The sequence below is a fragment of the Bacillus sp. iso_77 genome, assembly GCF_056173625.1.
Genome location: NZ_CM149683.1, coordinates 2,474,285 through 2,491,225, shown reverse-complemented (window position 1 = coordinate 2,491,225; position 16,941 = coordinate 2,474,285). Strand labels below are relative to the sequence as shown.

The 16,941-nt window shown below is 42.5% G+C and carries 15 protein-coding genes and 1 other annotated feature; of the genes, 14 read left to right on the top strand and 1 reads right to left on the bottom strand.

Features of this window, described 5'->3' with window-relative positions; translation table 11 throughout:
- The first annotated feature begins 4 nt into the window (after positions 1-4).
- The 5 genes from dltA (at position 5) to AC0VYC_RS12765 (ending at position 4,630) form a co-directional block, all read left to right on the top strand.
- On the top strand, positions 5-1,510 hold the full coding sequence (gene dltA, locus AC0VYC_RS12785) for a D-alanine--poly(phosphoribitol) ligase subunit DltA (protein WP_475388608.1): 1,506 nt from the start codon (positions 5-7) through the stop codon (positions 1,508-1,510).
- On the top strand, positions 1,507-2,691 hold the full coding sequence (dltB, locus tag AC0VYC_RS12780; RefSeq protein WP_475388606.1) for a D-alanyl-lipoteichoic acid biosynthesis protein DltB: 1,185 nt from the start codon (positions 1,507-1,509) through the stop codon (positions 2,689-2,691). Before dltA ends, dltB begins: the two co-directional genes overlap by 4 nt.
- A gap of 21 nt (positions 2,692-2,712) precedes the next feature.
- Complete coding sequence (dltC, locus tag AC0VYC_RS12775; protein ID WP_003216498.1) at positions 2,713-2,949, top strand: D-alanine--poly(phosphoribitol) ligase subunit 2; 237 nt, start codon at positions 2,713-2,715, stop codon at positions 2,947-2,949.
- The gene (gene dltD, locus AC0VYC_RS12770) at positions 2,949-4,115 is read left to right on the top strand and encodes a D-alanyl-lipoteichoic acid biosynthesis protein DltD (RefSeq protein WP_048002087.1); all 1,167 of its coding nucleotides are present in this window, start codon (positions 2,949-2,951) and stop codon (positions 4,113-4,115) included. Before dltC ends, dltD begins: the two co-directional genes overlap by 1 nt.
- A 95-nt stretch (positions 4,116-4,210) precedes the next feature.
- Complete coding sequence (locus AC0VYC_RS12765; protein WP_475388603.1) at positions 4,211-4,630, top strand: YkvA family protein; 420 nt, start codon at positions 4,211-4,213, stop codon at positions 4,628-4,630.
- Positions 4,631-4,854: 224 nt separating this feature from the next.
- On the opposite strand, the gene AC0VYC_RS12760 is transcribed toward AC0VYC_RS12765, so the two are convergent.
- On the bottom strand, positions 4,855-5,901 hold the full coding sequence (locus AC0VYC_RS12760; protein WP_475388601.1) for a lactonase family protein: 1,047 nt from the start codon (positions 5,899-5,901) through the stop codon (positions 4,855-4,857).
- A 432-nt stretch (positions 5,902-6,333) separates the two neighbouring features.
- Between AC0VYC_RS12760 and ilvE the strand changes: the two genes are divergently transcribed.
- From ilvE to ddcA, 9 genes are all read left to right on the top strand, one after another.
- A complete protein-coding gene (gene ilvE / locus AC0VYC_RS12755; RefSeq protein ID WP_008342856.1) occupies positions 6,334-7,248 on the top strand; it encodes a branched-chain-amino-acid transaminase in 915 nt (304 codons plus the stop codon).
- A gap of 8 nt (positions 7,249-7,256) precedes the next feature.
- Positions 7,257-7,504 (top strand) — a binding site (T-box leader).
- Positions 7,505-7,626: 122 nt separating this feature from the next.
- Entirely contained in the window at positions 7,627-9,351 is a 1,725-nt protein-coding gene (gene ilvB, locus AC0VYC_RS12750; protein WP_008342854.1) for an acetolactate synthase large subunit, read from the top strand.
- The gene (ilvN, locus tag AC0VYC_RS12745; RefSeq protein WP_007501584.1) at positions 9,348-9,866 is read left to right on the top strand and encodes an acetolactate synthase small subunit; all 519 of its coding nucleotides are present in this window, start codon (positions 9,348-9,350) and stop codon (positions 9,864-9,866) included. Before ilvB ends, ilvN begins: the two co-directional genes overlap by 4 nt.
- A gap of 18 nt (positions 9,867-9,884) precedes the next feature.
- On the top strand, positions 9,885-10,913 hold the full coding sequence (ilvC, locus tag AC0VYC_RS12740) for a ketol-acid reductoisomerase (protein WP_007501581.1): 1,029 nt from the start codon (positions 9,885-9,887) through the stop codon (positions 10,911-10,913).
- On the top strand, positions 10,900-12,453 hold the full coding sequence (locus AC0VYC_RS12735) for a 2-isopropylmalate synthase (protein ID WP_008342850.1): 1,554 nt from the start codon (positions 10,900-10,902) through the stop codon (positions 12,451-12,453). Before ilvC ends, AC0VYC_RS12735 begins: the two co-directional genes overlap by 14 nt.
- Positions 12,454-12,471: 18 nt before the next feature.
- Complete coding sequence (leuB, locus tag AC0VYC_RS12730) at positions 12,472-13,569, top strand: 3-isopropylmalate dehydrogenase (protein ID WP_475388598.1); 1,098 nt, start codon at positions 12,472-12,474, stop codon at positions 13,567-13,569.
- 42 nt (positions 13,570-13,611) lie between these two features.
- Complete coding sequence (leuC, locus tag AC0VYC_RS12725; protein WP_041090960.1) at positions 13,612-15,027, top strand: 3-isopropylmalate dehydratase large subunit; 1,416 nt, start codon at positions 13,612-13,614, stop codon at positions 15,025-15,027.
- A 15-nt stretch (positions 15,028-15,042) separates the two neighbouring features.
- Positions 15,043-15,642: a 3-isopropylmalate dehydratase small subunit gene (leuD, locus tag AC0VYC_RS12720; RefSeq protein WP_008342843.1), complete on the top strand. Its 600-nt coding sequence runs from the start codon at positions 15,043-15,045 to the stop codon at positions 15,640-15,642.
- 123 nt (positions 15,643-15,765) lie between these two features.
- The gene (ddcA, locus tag AC0VYC_RS12715; protein ID WP_008342841.1) at positions 15,766-16,773 is read left to right on the top strand and encodes a DNA damage checkpoint antagonist DdcA; all 1,008 of its coding nucleotides are present in this window, start codon (positions 15,766-15,768) and stop codon (positions 16,771-16,773) included.
- The last annotated feature ends 168 nt before the right edge of the window (positions 16,774-16,941 follow it).

The following is a 16,941-nucleotide window of genomic DNA, read 5'->3' as shown; positions in this document are numbered from 1 at the left end:
AACTATGAAACTATTACACACGATTCATGAATACCAACAAACGAAACCGACACAGCCAGCATTTGTTTCTCAACATGCTTCGATCACATATGATGAGCTTTGGCGTCTATCAGACCAAATGGCTGGTGCGATCGATGCAGTCGCAGCTGGCAGTGAACCTGTCATTGTCTACGGTCATATGGAGCCAGAGATGCTGATTTCTTTCTTAGGCAGTGTGAAATCAGGCAGACCTTATATACCGGTCGACATCTCAATCCCTACCGAGCGCATCGTCTCAATCATTGAAAGCTCAAAAGCCAGTCTATTGATATGTGCAAATGAGCAGAATGTATTAGATGTAGAAGAACACATTGAAGTGAAGAGTGCGGCATCGCTTTTAGCACTTGAAAAAGAAGCACCGCCATCCACGCAGTGGGTTCAACAAGATGATGTTTTCTACATTATTTATACGTCTGGCAGTACCGGAAAACCGAAAGGCGTTCAGGTAACAGCCAGCAATTTAGAAAGCTTTACAGGGTGGATGTGCAGCGACTTCCCAATCGGCGAGGGACGCACGTTCTTAAATCAAGCGCCGTTTTCTTTTGACTTATCAGTGATGGATCTCTATCCAGCGCTTCAATCAGGCGGAACGCTTTACTGTTTAGTGAAAGATCTTGTGAATAAGCCGAAGGATATGTTTGCAGCGCTTGGTCAATCTGACGTTGAAGTGTGGACATCCACACCTTCCTTTGTGCAAATGTGTTTAATGGACCCTTCCTTTACAGGGGAGCTATTACCAAAACTAAACGTTTTCCTTTTCTGCGGTGAGGCGCTTCCTGTATCTGTAGCAAGTGCACTTCTTGAGCGTTTTCCTAAAGCGCAGGTCTTTAATACGTATGGTCCAACTGAAGCAACTGTTGCGATCACATCGATTGAAGTCACGCAGGCCATTCTTGATCAGCACGATTCTTTGCCAGTGGGTTATGCCAAACCGGATACAGAAATCGTCATATTAGATGAAGAAGGCAAGACACTCCCTGATGGGGAAAAAGGAGAAATTGTTATCGTGGGGCCAAGCGTCACGAGAGGCTACTTAGGTGAACAGGCTTTAACGGATAAAGTGTTCTTTGAATACGAAGGACGCCCTGCTTACCGCACGGGTGATGCAGGTGTGGCGCAGGATGGTTTGATTACGTGCCATGGTCGTCTGGACTATCAAATTAAGCTGCATGGATACCGAATGGAGCTTGAAGAAATTGAATATCATGTGAGCGAGACAACCTATGTCAATGCTTGTGTGATTGTGCCGTTTCAGCCGAACGGGCATGTGGACTACTTAATTGCAGTAATTGTCCCAACTGAGCATTCTTTTGAAAAAGAATATCAGCTGACAAGTGCAATTAAGAAAGAAATGGCGGATTCACTTCCTGCGTACATGATTCCAAGAAAGTTTGTCTATCTTGAGCAGCTGTACATGACGCCAAACGGGAAGGTTGATCGTAAAAGAATCGCGAAAGAGGTTCTTCTATGATTCCGTTTAGTTCATTCTTTTTCTTCATTCTAATTGGTATTCTTCTTCTGCCGACGATGATTCTTGGTCTTCGCGGCAAAAGAATGCAGGGCTACAACATGTTTGCAACGGTTGTGGCACTCGCGCTTATTTTCTCAAAGGATGCACATGGCGCATTGCTGCTGTTCTTGTTTACAGTGTGGCAAGTCTTGATCATCCGCCTATACCTTGCGTACCGGCTGAAGGCGAACCGTGCGTCTGTCTTCTATATGGCAGTGGTGGCATCGATTTTGCCGCTTGTGCTATCAAAGATTTTACCGTTCTTTTTAACTCATCAGCCGCACCAACCGCCGCCAATGAACTGGCTGAGCTTTTTGGGGATCTCGTACTTAACATTTAAAGGTGTTCAGTTAGTTATCGAGACAAGAGACGGCTTGATTAAAAAGAAAATCCCGATTCACCGTTTGGTCTATTTCATCGTCTTTTTCCCGACGATTTCATCAGGTCCGATCGATCGTTATCGCCGTTTTGAAAAGGATATGGATACACCGCCTGAAAAAGAAGCGTACAGTGACCTTCTATATGCAGGGATTCATAAAATTTTTATTGGGTTCTTATATAAGTTCATTATTGGTTATCTCATTCACACATATATTCTCATGAATATTCATCACATTAGTAGCAGTCACTTTGTTCAACAGTTAACGTATATGTATGCGTACAGTATGTATTTGTTCTTTGACTTTGCTGGATATACAGCATTTGCTGTAGGTGTGAGTTATATCATGGGCATTAAATCACCAGAAAACTTTAACAAACCGTTTATCAGCCGGAATATTAAAGACTTCTGGAATCGCTGGCACATGTCGCTATCCTTCTGGTTCAGAGATTACGTGTTTATGAGATTTGTGTTCTTTATGACAAAAAAGAAGTGGATCAAGAACCGCATGGCTGTATCAAATATTGGGTACTTTGTCCTCTTTCTATTGATGGGTGCTTGGCATGGTCTCGCCCTTCAATACATTATTTACGGACTATACCATGCAGTTGTGATGTCCGGTTACAATTTATTTGAGAAGTGGAATAAAAAGCACAAGTGGTGGCCGGATAATAAGGTCACAATGGTTGTGTCGATCATTATTACATTCCATGTGATTTGTTTCGGATTTTATATTTTTTCAGGAAAACCATTTCATCATTAATGATTAAGGGAGTAGAAAATTATGGAATTTAAAAATCAAGTATACGGTATTATTGCAGAGGTTTGTCAGGACGACGTTGTGAAAGAAAATCCAGAGATTGCAATTTTTGACGAAGGTCTTCTAGATTCATTTGGTACAGTAGAACTACTTATGGCAATTGAAAGTCAACTTGGAATTACTGTTCCGATTACAGAGTTTGATCGTGATGTGTGGGATACACCGAATCACATTGCTGAGCAGCTGGCAGAGATGAAGTAATGAAAAAGCGTTTTTTTGGGCCGCTTATTTTAGCGGCTGTTCTATTCATTGGTGTTCTTCTTGTACCAAATGCATGGCTCTCACATCTGATCCCAAAAGACAAATTACAAAAGTCAGCCACAGAATTAGATCCAGGGATGTTCCAAGGGCTTTATTTACAAGATGAAATGCTAAAAGATCCAACTTATTTGCCGATCTATGGATCTTCTGAACTATCCCGTTTTGATCCATATCACCCTTCGAATTTCTTTCATGAAAATCCTCAAGGGTTTACACCTTATCTTGTTGGAAAAGGTGGATCGCAATCATTAATTCATGCCATGAACTTTGCAGCGCATATGAATGAATTAAAAGGGAAAAAGCTTGTGTTTATCGTGTCCCCGCAGTGGTTTGTCAAAGGGGGATCAGACGAGAATCACTTTGCTCCTAACTATTCAGCGCTTCAGGCGCTTGATCTTGCTTATAATAAAGAAATTGATCCAGCTGTGAAAAAAAAGCTCATCAAAAGAATCATGAAGTTTAAGGCAGTAAAGAACGACATGGTCATCACAGAGCTTTTTAAAGCAGAGCTTTCTGGGAACAAATTCGCTTATGGCGCGATTTCTCCTATTGCAAAAATGTATTATGGCATGCTTCAAAAGAAAGACATGTACTATACGATCGGGTCTGGGCATGAGCGCAAGCATCGTCCGTCTCCTTCAGTGAAAGGGAAAACATGGACTGAGCTTGAAAAAGAAGCGAGCGTCTTAGGATCCGAAAAAGCAGGGGACAACCCGTTTTATATTGATCAGAGACTGTTTGATCGTAAGCTGAAGCCGATCATGAAAAAGATGAAGGATTCTCGTCGTGACAATTCTTATGCAGCATCACCTGAATATAAAGATTTCCAGATCATGCTGGATATTTTAAAACAGGCAGGGGCGAAGCCTTTATTTGTGACGATTCCCGTCAACGGAAAATGGTATGATTACACTGGTTTTCCGAAAGAGGGGCGTACAGATTATTATCAAAAAATCAATCGTCAAATTCGAGATAATGGGTATGAAGTCGCAGATTTGACTTCGCATGAGTATGACCCATATTTCTTTAAGGATACGATTCATGTGTCGTATAAAGGATGGGTATACATCGATAAGGCGATCGAAAAGTTTTACAAAGAGCAGTAGATTGCAGCAGCTTTCTGCTGCTTTTTGTTTGTCGAATGAGTGGATTTCTTGTATAAATAAGGTGGAAGGGCTATGCTGAATATGGAGGCGATACGATGAATCGTTCTGAGAAAAAAGAACTATTAAAGCATTCAAAGAAGCATTTTAATGATCATGCCTTTTGGGAAAAGTTAAAAAAGACGGCACAAAAAGCTGGAGTTTCTCTTGTCTATGCTGTGTTATTACTTTATTATACATTGCAAAAACCCGAAGTACCGGTTAAAGCGAAGACCCTCATCATTGGGGCGCTAGGGTATTTTATCCTTCCGATTGACCTAATCCCTGATACATTGGTGGGGATCGGCTACACAGATGATCTAGGCGCCATCACATTTGCTCTGCTTCAAGTCGCAATGTACATTGATGACGATGTCAAAGGAAAAGCAAAAGACTGGCTGGGAAAATGGTTCGGTGAAAAAAGCGATACGTCTTTCATTGATCAAAAGCTTGAAGATGGCGGTATGCCGTCTGCTTAAAGAAAAGGCTCCTAAACGGAGGCTTCAGCGTGTAGACAAACCCTCGCATTCTTTGTCAGTCCTGTGCTTCGGTGCTCACGAATGTCAAATTCGCTCCGCTCCGGTGCTCGTTCTTCCTAGACTTCAAGGGTTTTCAACTACGCTGAAAAAAAGACAAAGGGCTAAAATAAAGTTCATTTTAGCCCTTTGTCAACAATCTATTGCCTCCTAAACGGAGGCTTTTTTCATTGTCCTAAAAATTTCACGCAAACCGGATGCGGAACGGTGATGTCTGATTGTAAGACAGTGAGTCGACCGGTTTCTTTGTCACGTTTGTATAACACAAGGTTGCTAGATTCTTGGTTTGAGCCGACGAGAAATTCTTCTGTTGGATCAAGGACAAAGTCTCTAGGCCAATTTCCTTCAGAAGAAGCAATGTCGACAAGGCTTAGTTTGCCATCATGATCTGCTTTGAAAATGGCAATGCTGTCATGTCCACGATTTCCTGCATACACAAATTGACCGTCAGAAGACACATGAATGGCGCTGCCTTGATTATTCTCTGTGAAGTCATTAGGAATGGTTGCGATCGTTTGGATCTCTTCGAAATGACCATCTTCAAAGTAACGAAGTACAATGACCTCTGAGCTGAGCTCTGTCATCACATAGGCCACAGGTTTCGTTGGGTGGAATGTGATATGACGAGGGCCGCTGCCTGGTTTTGTTTCAAATGTATGGGCAAGCTCAAGTTTGCCGTTTTCTTTCTTATACGTATAAATTCCGTCTGTTCCAAGGTCAACAGCTACTGCAAATTGTTCATCAGGTGTCAAACCCATAAAGTGAGTGTGCGGTTTTTCTTGACGGTCTTCGTTTGGTCCAGTGCCTTCATGTTGCGCCTGTGATAGCGTGCGGATCACTGAGCCATTTTCAGCATCGATTTCATACATCTCTGCTGTTCCTTTATGATAGTTTGCTGTAAACGCCGTTTTCGTTTGGCTGTCCACGCTGACGTGACAAGGAGAAGCCCCATCGGCAAGCTCTTGGTTGATGAAACGAAGTGCGCCGGTGTCGGCATCAATTTGATACGCAGCAAGACCGCCCTGTGCTCCTTCTTTCACAACAGCATACACAAACTTTTGAGAATCTGAGACAGTTAAATATGTAGGATTTTCAAGTTCTGCAGCCACTTCTACTTGTTCAATCTGCTGCTTGTCCGTATTTAAAGTAAAAGAATAGATTCCTTTGCTGTCTCCCTTTGTATACGTTCCGATATAACCTCTGATGTTAGCCATGTATTGCCCTCCTTCTATTAGATGCTCTCATTCTATCATAAATTCATAGGAAAACGCTTTAGAAAGGCATGCTGAAGGAAAAAACAAACGCAATGAAATCTCACAATATTCTTCAAAAACCGTGTGAAAAAATCTCACAAAAGCTTGTTCAAAAGAAAACCGTTCATGTAGAGTAAATAAATTGAAGAAAAAATACAAAAAATTTTAAGTTTTTTCATTCCTTGTCTAGCAAAGGTGTAAGCGTATACATTTTATTTTGATTAGTCTAAATTGTCTAATAATTTTAAAAATGCTGTTGACACTGTATGGAAAGCGGCGTAAGATGGGTTCAACAAAAGCAAACAGACACGCAGAGTAAGCGTGAGACACTTCAATATAAAGTGTCTGAAAATTCAACTACTTTTTGTTTGAAAGAGAGGGTGCTCACTGAAGATGGAAGACCAAAAGGAACAGTGGATCTTTTTAAACGATGAACTCGTGAAAAAAGAGGATGCGAAAATTTCAGTTTATGATCATGGCTTCTTATATGGTGACGGTGTGTTCGAAGGAATACGTGTATATAACGGAAATATCTTTCGAATGAAAGAACATTTAGACCGCCTGTATGATTCCGCTAGATCGATTATGCTGAACATTCCATATTCACTTGAGGAGCTCACTGAAAAAATGATTCATACAGTTGAAAGGAACGGCCTAAAAGATGCCTATATCCGCCTTGTTGTCTCAAGAGGAGCCGGTGATCTTGGCTTAGATCCAAACAACTGTGGGAGAGCCAACACAGTGATCATTGTAGAGCCGCTGGCCATCTTTCCAAAGCACCTATATGAAACAGGTATTGATATTGTGACAGTACCGACAAGGCGAAATCGTCCAGACGTACTAAGTCCAAAAGTGAAATCATTAAACTATTTGAATAACATCCTTGTCCGAATCGAAGCCCATATGGCCGGTGTCAGTGAAGCGCTCATGCTGAACGATCAAGGGTACGTGGCAGAAGGTTCTGCAGACAATGTGTTTATTTATAAAAAAGGTAAGCTCTATACACCGCCAGGTTATATCGGCGCTCTTGAAGGCATCACAAGAAATGCCATCATGGAGATTGCAGAAGACTTAGGCTACGAAGTGAAAGAAGAACCTTTCACAAGACATGATGTGTATACAGCTGAAGAAGTCTTCCTGACAGGAACTGCTGCCGAAGTCATCGCTGTTGTAAAAGTTGACGGCCGTATCATTGGCGAAGGAAAACCAGGGTTCCACACAAACAAACTTCTTGAACAATTCCGCAAGCGAGTCGTTGAAGAAGGAGAAAAAGTAGTCTTTACCGATGAAAACATTCACGCAAGCTAAATAGATATCGATAAACGTTGAAGAGGACTAGTAGCTTTAGAGTCAGTATCTACAGAGAGCCGGTGCTAGCTGGAAACCGGTGTTACTTTCTAAAGTGAACTCACCTCTGAGTGTCTGCTTGAAAAGATAGTAGGGCAGACCGAGTGACATTGCATCACTCGTTACCAAAATGGATGAAAGATGTCCATGAGACGGCAGCATGATTTGCCGTGAACAAGGGTGGTACCGCGAAAAACAAAGCTTTTTCGCCCCTTTGACCTAGTGAAAAGTAGTGTCATTGTGGGGTGAGAAGGCTTTTTTATATGGTCTCATATCTCTATCTTGAATGGAAAAGGGTGAAAGGACTTGACTGAAGCAAGACAAAGAGGAGGAAATCAAATGGGGACAAATGTACAAATGGAGACGGAAAAATCAAATGCACCACAAACGATGAACGGTGCACTCATGTTAATTGAAGCACTCAAAAGAGAAAAAGTAGAAGTCATTTTTGGTTATCCTGGCGGAGCTGTTTTACCGATCTACGATAAAATTTACGATTCTGGTTTATTTCATGTCCTGCCAAGACATGAGCAAGGAGCGATTCACGCAGCGGAGGGATACGCAAGAGTATCTGGTAAACCAGGCGTTGTTATTGCCACATCAGGACCGGGGGCAACCAACCTAGTCACAGGAATTGCGGATGCGATGATTGATTCACTACCTATGGTTATCTTCACTGGACAGGTGGCAACCTCAGTCATTGGATCAGATGCTTTCCAAGAAGCAGATGTACTTGGTATCACAATGCCAATCACAAAACACAGCTATCAAGTGAGACGTCCAGAAGAGTTACCGGGTGTCATTAAAGAGGCATTTCACATCGCAACAACCGGCAGACCTGGTCCAGTCTTGATTGATATTCCAAAAGATGTCGCTGGCATTGAAGGGACATTTGAATACGATCAGCCAATCGACTTGCCTGGTTATCAGCCGAAAATTGAGCCGAATTATTTGCAAATTCGCAAGTTAGTAGAAGCTGTAAGCAGAGCAAAGAAACCAGTTATTCTAGCAGGAGCTGGCGTTCTTCACGGCAAAGCGTCGGAAGAATTAAGGCAATATGTAGAGCAGCAGCAAATCCCTGTCGCTCATACATTGCTTGGGCTTGGTGGATTCCCAGCGAAGCACCCTCTTTTCCTAGGAATGGCGGGTATGCACGGCACATATGCAGCGAACATGGCACTACATCAATGTGACTTACTCATTTCAATCGGAGCGAGATTTGATGACAGGGTAACCGGCAACCTCAATCATTTTGCAAAGCATGCGAAGGTGGCTCATATTGACATCGACCCAGCGGAAATTGGTAAAAACATTCACACCCATATCCCAGTTGTTGGTGACAGTAAGCTAGTGCTTCAAGAACTGATCAAGCAGGACGGGAAACAAGGTGAATCAGACGAGTGGAAGAGCCAGCTAAATCAGTGGAAGGAAGAATATCCACTCTGGTATGTCGAAAACGAAGCTGAAGGCTTTAAGCCTCAAAAGCTGATCGAATACATTCATCAATTTACAAAAGGTGAAGCCATTGTGGCAACTGATGTCGGACAGCACCAAATGTGGGCTGCACAGTTCTATCCATTCGAAAATGCCGATAAATGGGTGACATCTGGTGGGCTTGGCACAATGGGATTTGGTTTACCGGCAGCGATTGGCGCGCAGCTAGCTGATCAAGAGGCAACGGTTGTAGCGATTTTAGGAGACGGAGGTTTCCAAATGACCCTGCAAGAACTTGCCGTTATCCGTGAGCTGAACCTTCCAGTGAAAGTGATTGTTCTCAATAATCACAGTCTTGGAATGGTAAGACAATGGCAAGAAATTTTTTACGAAGAACGCTACTCGCATTCTAAATTTTCAGAGCAGCCAGACTTCGTGAAATTATCTGAAGCTTATGGCATTAAAGGGATCAGAATCTCATCAGACGAAGAGGCGCAAGAAAAGCTAGAAGAAGCATTAACGTCTAGAGAGCCTGTTTTCATCGATGTCAATGTAGCGAGAGATGAGAAAGTATTCCCGATGGTAGCACCGGGGAAAGGACTTCATGAGATGGTGGGGGTGAAACCTTGAAAAGAATTATTGTGTTGACTGTATTAAATCGATCAGGCGTACTGAACAGAATCACAGGCCTTTTTACCAAAAGACACTACAACATTGAAAGCATTACGGTCGGCCATTCTGAGATTCAAGATGTATCACGCATCACGTTCGTCGTCCATGTAGACCAGGAGAAAGACATCGAACAGCTGACAAAACAGCTGAACAAACAAATCGATGTCCTCAAAGTAACGGATATTACAAACCAATCAATCGTTCAGCGAGAGCTGGCTTTGATAAAAGTCGTATCTGCACCAGCATCTAGAATGGAGATCACGGGGGTCATTGAACCGTTTAGGGCTTCTATTGTAGATGTGAGCAGAGAAAGTGTCGTCATTCAGGTGACAGGTGAGTCTTCAAAAATTGAAGCACTCATTGAATTACTTAAGCCATACGGCATTAAAGAAGTCGCCAGAACTGGCACCACGGCCTTTGCGAGAGATAATCAGCAAAAGCCGCAAACAAATAAAACAATTTCAATTGTCTAAACAAAAGGAGAGAGTCAAATGGTAAAAGTATATTATAACGGTGATATTCAAGAAAACGTATTAAACGGTCAAAAGGTAGCTATCATTGGTTACGGATCACAAGGTCATGCACATGCATTGAACTTAAAAGAGAGCGGCGTAGATGTCATTGTCGGCGTAAGAAAAGGCGGATCTTATACAAAAGCACAAGAAGACGGTCATCAAGTATTCACAGTAAAAGAAGCAGCAGCCCAAGCAGATGTCGTCATGGTATTACTTCCAGATGAGCAGCAAAAGAAAGTATATGATGAAGAAATCAAAGATCAATTAGAAGCAGGGAATTCACTTGTATTCGCACACGGATTCAACGTTCACTTCCATCAAATTGTTCCGCCAAGTGACGTAGATGTGTATCTTGTGGCTCCAAAAGGTCCAGGACATCTTGTAAGAAGAACATATGAGCAAGGCGCTGGTGTACCTGCACTATTTGCTATCTATCAAGATGTATCAGGTCAAGCGAAAGACAAAGCACTTGCTTATGCAAAAGCAATCGGCGGAGCAAGAGCGGGCGTTCTTGAAACAACATTTAAAGAAGAAACAGAAACGGATCTATTCGGTGAGCAGGCAGTTCTTTGTGGAGGTCTTACTTCATTAGTAAAAGCAGGTTTTGAAACATTAACAGAAGCTGGTTATCAGCCGGAGCTTGCATACTTCGAGTGTCTGCATGAACTGAAATTGATCGTTGACCTTATGTATGAAGAAGGATTAGAAGGTATGAGATATTCCATCTCTGATACAGCGCAGTGGGGTGACTTCGTATCAGGACCACGCGTTGTGGATGCAAAAGTAAAAGAATCAATGAAAGCAGTCTTGACTGACATCCAAAACGGAACATTCGCGAAAGAATGGATTGTTGAAAACCAAGTGAATCGTCCACGTTTCAATGCGATCAATGCAAATGAAAATGAGCACCAAATTGAAATCGTCGGAAGAAAGCTTCGTGAAATGATGCCTTTCGTTAAACAAGGAAAGAAAAAGGAAGCGGTGAGCGTCGGTGCGAAAAATTAATTTTTTTGACACAACACTTCGAGATGGAGAGCAATCACCAGGAGTGAACTTAAATGCACAAGAAAAGCTAATCATTGCTAAGCAGCTTGAGCGCCTTGGGGTTAATATCATTGAAGCGGGTTTTCCCGCTTCATCCCGAGGGGATTTCTTAGGCGTACAAGAAATTGCAAGAACGATTAAGAACTGTTCAGTTGCAGGACTTGCACGATGTGTGAAAGGTGACATTGATGCTGCATGGGACGCATTAAAAGATGGAGCTCAACCAAGAATACACGTCTTTATTGCGACTTCTGACATTCACCTCAAGCATAAGCTAAAGAAAACACGTGAAGAAGTGGTTGAACAAGCTGTTTCAATGGTGAAATACGCGAAAGAGCGCTTCCCAGTTGTTCAGTGGTCAGCAGAAGATGCATGCCGGACAGATCTTTCTTTCCTAGCAGAAATTGTAGAAAAAGTGATCGACGCAGGCGCAAGTGTCATTAACTTGCCTGACACTGTTGGATACCTAGCACCAAAAGAGTACGGAAATATCTTTAAATATATGAAGGAACACGTTCCAAATATCGATCAAGTCATATTGTCAGCACACTGTCATGATGATTTAGGAATGGCTGTAGCGAACTCACTTGCTGCCATTGAAAATGGAGCAGATCAAATTGAAACAGCTGTCAACGGTATTGGAGAGCGCGCAGGAAATGCTGCTTTAGAAGAAATTGCAGTTGCCCTTCATATTCGCAAAGACTTTTACCAAGTCGAATCAACCATTCAGTTGAATGAAATTAAGCGCACAAGTGATGTAGTGAGCAAATACTCAGGTATGATTGTACCGCGTAATAAAGCAGTCGTTGGAAACAATGCATTTGCCCATGAATCAGGTATTCACCAAGATGGATTCCTCAAAGAAAAAACAACCTATGAAATTATCTCTCCAGAGCTTGTAGGCGTCACAACAGATGTGCTTGTCCTTGGTAAACACTCCGGAAGACACGCGTTTAAAGACCGCTTAAAAACACTCGGCTTTAAATTGACTGAAGAAGAAATCAATAAGTTCTTCGAAACGTTTAAGAACTTAACAGAGAAGAAGAAAGAAATCACAGATGATGATTTAATCTCTATTATATTAGAAGAAAAAGTAGCAGACCGTAAAATTGGCTATGAATTTGAAAGTCTTCAAGTTCACTATGGGACAGAGCAAATGCCGACAGCAACAGTCTCTCTTAAAAATCAAGAAACGCAGGAAGTCATTCAAGAAGCAGCTACAGGTGCAGGCAGTGTAGAAGCTGTGTACAACACGCTTGAGCGCTGTATGGAGGAAAGAATTCATTTGCTAGATTATCGTATTCAATCCAATGGAAAAGGCAGAGACGCACTAGCGGAAGTATATGTCACTGTTTCAATAGAAGGAAAAGAAACAGCAGGACGCGGTGTAGCGCAAGATGTGCTGGAAGCATCGGCTAAAGCTTACGTCAATGCAGTGAATAGACATTTAATCTTTAAATCAAACCTAATAGAAATTGAGAAACATCACGCCATCTCATAAGAAAGGAGGAAGGGACTCATGAAAAAGAAAATTGCACTTTTGCCCGGCGATGGAATCGGACCGGAAGTCGTCACATCAGCCGTCGCTGTCCTGAAAGAGACAGCGGCTCAATTTCAACACGAATTTGAATTCGAAACAGCTCTCATTGGCGGTATAGCGATAGATGAAAAAAACAATCCGCTCCCTAAAGAAACAGTAGAAGTGTGCAAAAGCGCAGATGCGATTTTATTAGGAGCCGTTGGCGGACCAAAGTGGGATCAAAACCCGCCAGAGCTTCGCCCAGAAAAAGGCTTGCTCTCCATTCGCAAGCAGCTGGACTTATTTGCGAACATCCGCCCTGTCAAAGTATTTGATAGCTTGAGTGAGGCTTCACCGTTAAAACAAGATCACATTAGCGGAGTAGATTTCGTCATCGTTCGTGAATTAACTGGAGGCCTCTACTTTGGCGAACCAAGTGAGCGCTACACGGATGATGAAGGAAAAGAAGCTGCGGTTGATACACTTCTTTATACAAAGGAAGAGATTGTTCGTGTATTAAAAGAAGCGTTCGACATGGCGTTAACGAGACGGAAAAAAGTAACGTCTGTGGATAAAGCAAATGTTCTCGCTTCGAGTAAACTATGGCGGGATGCGGTAGAAGAAGTTGCATCCCAGTATCCAGATGTCGCATATGAGCACATGCTCGTCGATAATGCCGCGATGCAGCTGATTTATAAGCCCGCTCAATTTGATGTCATCGTGACAGAGAATATGTTTGGTGACATTTTAAGTGACGAAGCATCTATGATTACTGGCTCACTCGGCATGCTGCCATCTGCTAGTTTATCAAGCACCGGCCTTCATTTATATGAGCCGATTCATGGTTCAGCACCCGATATTGCGGGGCAAAATGTCGCAAACCCTCTGGCTACTATATTGTCAGCAGCCAGCTTGCTTAGAACATCCTTTGCTCTAGAAGAAGAAGCGGCTGCAATTGAAGCAGCTGTGGAAGCCGTTCTTGCCTCTGGCAAACGAACAAAGGACCTAGCAGCAAAAGAGGGAACGTATGAAACGACTGATGATATCACGCGAGCCGTTGTAGATGCACTCAAACAACGTACGAAAACCATTGTATAAATAGAAATCTTGTTGAATTAGGTAGAGGGAGGAAAAAGGGTTATGCCTCGAACAATCATCGAAAAAATATGGGATCAGCATGTTGTCAAAAATGGCGAGGGAAAACCAGACCTTTTATATATTGATCTGCACTTGGTGCATGAGGTGACGTCACCTCAAGCATTTGAAGGATTAAGACAAAAAGGGCGCAAGGTGCGAAGACCACAAAACACATTTGCGACGATGGATCATAACATTCCGACTGTGAATCGATTTGTGATCAAAGATGAGATTGCGAAGAAGCAAGTCAGTGCTCTAGAGCGCAACTGTGCTGAATTCGGGGTCCGTCTAGCTGACCTTCACAGTGTAGACCAAGGAATCGTTCATGTCGTTGGACCAGAGCTTGGTTTAACACTTCCGGGGAAAACAATCGTGTGTGGAGATAGTCATACATCTACTCATGGCGCATTTGGTGCACTTGCCTTTGGGATTGGCACAAGTGAGGTTGAGCATGTGCTTTCCACACAAACACTTTGGCAGCAGCGTCCGAAGACACTAGAAATTAGAGTAGACGGAACGCTTCAAAAAGGGGTAACAGCCAAAGATGTCATTTTAGCAGTCATTGGCGCACATGGCGTGAAGTTCGGTTCAGGTTATGTCATTGAATACACTGGGGAAGTATTCAGAAACATGTCAATGGATGAGCGGATGACCGTTTGTAATATGTCAATTGAAGCAGGCGCAAGAGCAGGATTGATCGCACCTGATGAAGTGACCTTTGAATATTGCCGCGGACGCAAATACGCACCGCAGGGTGAAGATTTCGAAGCAGCGATAAAAGAATGGAAAGAACTAAGAACAGATCCGGGTGCGACCTATGATAAAACCATTGTTTTAGATGGAAATCATATTTCACCAATGGTCACGTGGGGAATTAACCCAGGAATGGTGCTCCCTGTGGATGCAGCAATTCCAGGACCTGAAGATTTTGCACAAGAAGATGACCAAAAAGAAGCAAAACGTGCTTATGAATACATGGGGGTTCACCCGCATCAGCGTATTGAAGATATTACGATTGAGCATGTGTTTATTGGCTCATGTACGAACTCAAGAATGACTGATTTACGCCAAGCCGCTTCTATGATTGAAGGACAAAAAGTAGCTGATCATGTCAGAGCGATTGTGGTTCCCGGCTCACAAAGTGTCAAACTGCAAGCAGAAGAAGAAGGTCTTCATAAAATTTTCCTAGAAGCAGGATTTGAATGGAGAGAATCTGGCTGTAGTATGTGCCTCAGCATGAATAACGATGTGGTGCCAGAAGGTGAACGCTGTGCATCTACATCAAACCGTAACTTTGAGGGACGTCAAGGGAAGGGTGCAAGAACGCATCTTGTCAGCCCGGCAATGGCTGCAATGGCTGCCATACATGGCCGATTTGTCGATGTCAGGAAGTTTAATCAAGAGAAAACAGTCGTGTAAGGAGTTGTGTCATAGATGGAGCCTTTAGTCACTCATAAAGGAAAAGCCGCTGTGCTTAACCGTATAAATGTAGATACAGATCAAATCATTCCGAAACAATTTTTGAAAAGAATCGAACGAACAGGATATGGCCGATTTGCCTTTTTTGACTGGCGATATTTGGCAGATGGTAGTCCGAATCCAGATTTTGAACTCAATCAGCCGATTTATGAAGGAGCCTCTATTTTGATCGCAGGCGAAAACTTTGGCTGCGGATCATCAAGGGAACATGCGCCTTGGGCACTTGATGATTATGGATTCAAAATTGTCATTGCCCCATCTTTCGCCGATATTTTTCATCAAAACTGTTTTAAAAACGGGATGCTTCCAATCCGCCTTGATTATGATGTGTGGAAAACGTTTGCTGCATCATATGAAAACAAAGGATATGAAATGACAGTTGATCTGGAAAAACAACAGATTCAAGACCATGAAGGGAATGTTACTCCTTTCGATGTAGATCCACACTGGAGAGAAATGCTCCTGAATGGCTATGATGAGATTTCATTAACATTGTTACTAGAAGATGAGATTCAAGCATTTGAAGAAAAACGTAGCAGCTGGCTGCGTGCATAAACAACGAGAAGCCGTCCCCGTGGTGTGACGGCTTCTTTTTTGCATGAAAACCTCTCGTTACTTGTGTTTACTAACCTTCGTTGGTAAACTGATAAAAAATATGCGCCCGAAAGGAACGTAAGCATGAAACATGACAAGAAGAAAGATAATGTCATTTTGTTTCCTGGTCTGAAAGAAAGACTGATTGAAAAAGGAATGGCAGCATTAAAAGATAAACAGTATCAAGAGGCGCTTCACTTATTTTCAGAAGCGAAATCGTATGATGACGATGAAGAATCCGATATTCATCTCGGTATGGCGATTTGTTTTCTAGAGCTTGGTGAGCTGCAGGATGCAAAGCGAGTCTGTGAAAAGATGCTACATGAAGGATATGGCCACTATTTCACTGTGCTTCAAGTATATATGACCATCTTAATTCAGCTGAAAGAGTACGAGGAAGTCAAACAAACAATTGAGGCAGTCCTTGAAGAAAATCACCTTCCAGCAGAAAGCGCGGAGCATTTTTATAAGCTGCTTGAATTTAGCAGAAAGATGATTGAATCACCAGAAGAGATTTTAGACGAAGACGAGGAAGGCAGCGGAGAAATCAATATAGATGAAATGCTCGAGCGGCCAGAAGAGCAGGTGCAGTTCATCCATTCGCTGAAAGACCGAAACATCACGCCGCATATGGGTCTATTAAATACGATCCTACAAAAGCCTGATGGAAACCCTTTGGTCAAATCATTGATCCTGCAACTTCTGTCAGATCATGATGTGGCAAAGCCGGTTCATGTGACGAAGTTCGGTGATTCTTTAACGCTTGTTCCTTCTGAGGCTGTCAAGCCAGAGCAAATGCCACTGCTTCAGCAAGTCCTTCGAAAGCTCGATGACACACTTGGCAATGAGAACCCAACCCTTTACCAAGGAGTTGAAGAGTTATGGCGCCGGCACTTATTTGTGCTATATCCATTTCTTCCTAAATATACGGATCCGAATCTTTGGGCTGCGGCACTTCATAAAGTCGGCTATGAAATGCATGGAATCGAGATTGACCTCGAAGAATTGCATTTATTGTATGATTTTAACGAACGAGAGCTGAGAGAAGCTTGTACAATGCTGAAAGATATTGAAGAAATTTCTTATTTGTAATTTGTCGATTTAGTTGAAAGACGGACTTGTTATGTTATAATATAATGGTTGTATTTGTGCATATATCGTGCGGTTGTAAGATTCCAACGGTTGAAAGACGTTATGTATAATCAAGTCAAATGTTGTATACATAAGACCGCTTCTTTAGCGGAGTGCGTGGTTTTTGAT

What these genes read in the sequence shown, in the direction of transcription:
- AC0VYC_RS12760 (WP_475388601.1), bottom strand. Translation starts at nt 5,901, where the DNA reads ATGGCTAACATCAGAGGTTATATCGGAACGTATACAAAGGGAGACAGC.
- leuD (WP_008342843.1), top strand. Translation starts at nt 15,043, where the DNA reads ATGGAGCCTTTAGTCACTCATAAAGGAAAAGCCGCTGTGCTTAACCGT.
- ilvB (WP_008342854.1), top strand. Translation starts at nt 7,627, where the DNA reads ATGGGGACAAATGTACAAATGGAGACGGAAAAATCAAATGCACCACAA.
- dltA (WP_475388608.1), top strand. Translation starts at nt 5, where the DNA reads ATGAAACTATTACACACGATTCATGAATACCAACAAACGAAACCGACA.
- ilvC (WP_007501581.1), top strand. Translation starts at nt 9,885, where the DNA reads ATGGTAAAAGTATATTATAACGGTGATATTCAAGAAAACGTATTAAAC.
- leuB (WP_475388598.1), top strand. Translation starts at nt 12,472, where the DNA reads ATGAAAAAGAAAATTGCACTTTTGCCCGGCGATGGAATCGGACCGGAA.
- dltB (WP_475388606.1), top strand. Translation starts at nt 1,507, where the DNA reads ATGATTCCGTTTAGTTCATTCTTTTTCTTCATTCTAATTGGTATTCTT.
- dltD (WP_048002087.1), top strand. Translation starts at nt 2,949, where the DNA reads ATGAAAAAGCGTTTTTTTGGGCCGCTTATTTTAGCGGCTGTTCTATTC.
- leuC (WP_041090960.1), top strand. Translation starts at nt 13,612, where the DNA reads ATGCCTCGAACAATCATCGAAAAAATATGGGATCAGCATGTTGTCAAA.
- ddcA (WP_008342841.1), top strand. Translation starts at nt 15,766, where the DNA reads ATGAAACATGACAAGAAGAAAGATAATGTCATTTTGTTTCCTGGTCTG.
- ilvE (WP_008342856.1), top strand. Translation starts at nt 6,334, where the DNA reads ATGGAAGACCAAAAGGAACAGTGGATCTTTTTAAACGATGAACTCGTG.
- dltC (WP_003216498.1), top strand. Translation starts at nt 2,713, where the DNA reads ATGGAATTTAAAAATCAAGTATACGGTATTATTGCAGAGGTTTGTCAG.
- AC0VYC_RS12765 (WP_475388603.1), top strand. Translation starts at nt 4,211, where the DNA reads ATGAATCGTTCTGAGAAAAAAGAACTATTAAAGCATTCAAAGAAGCAT.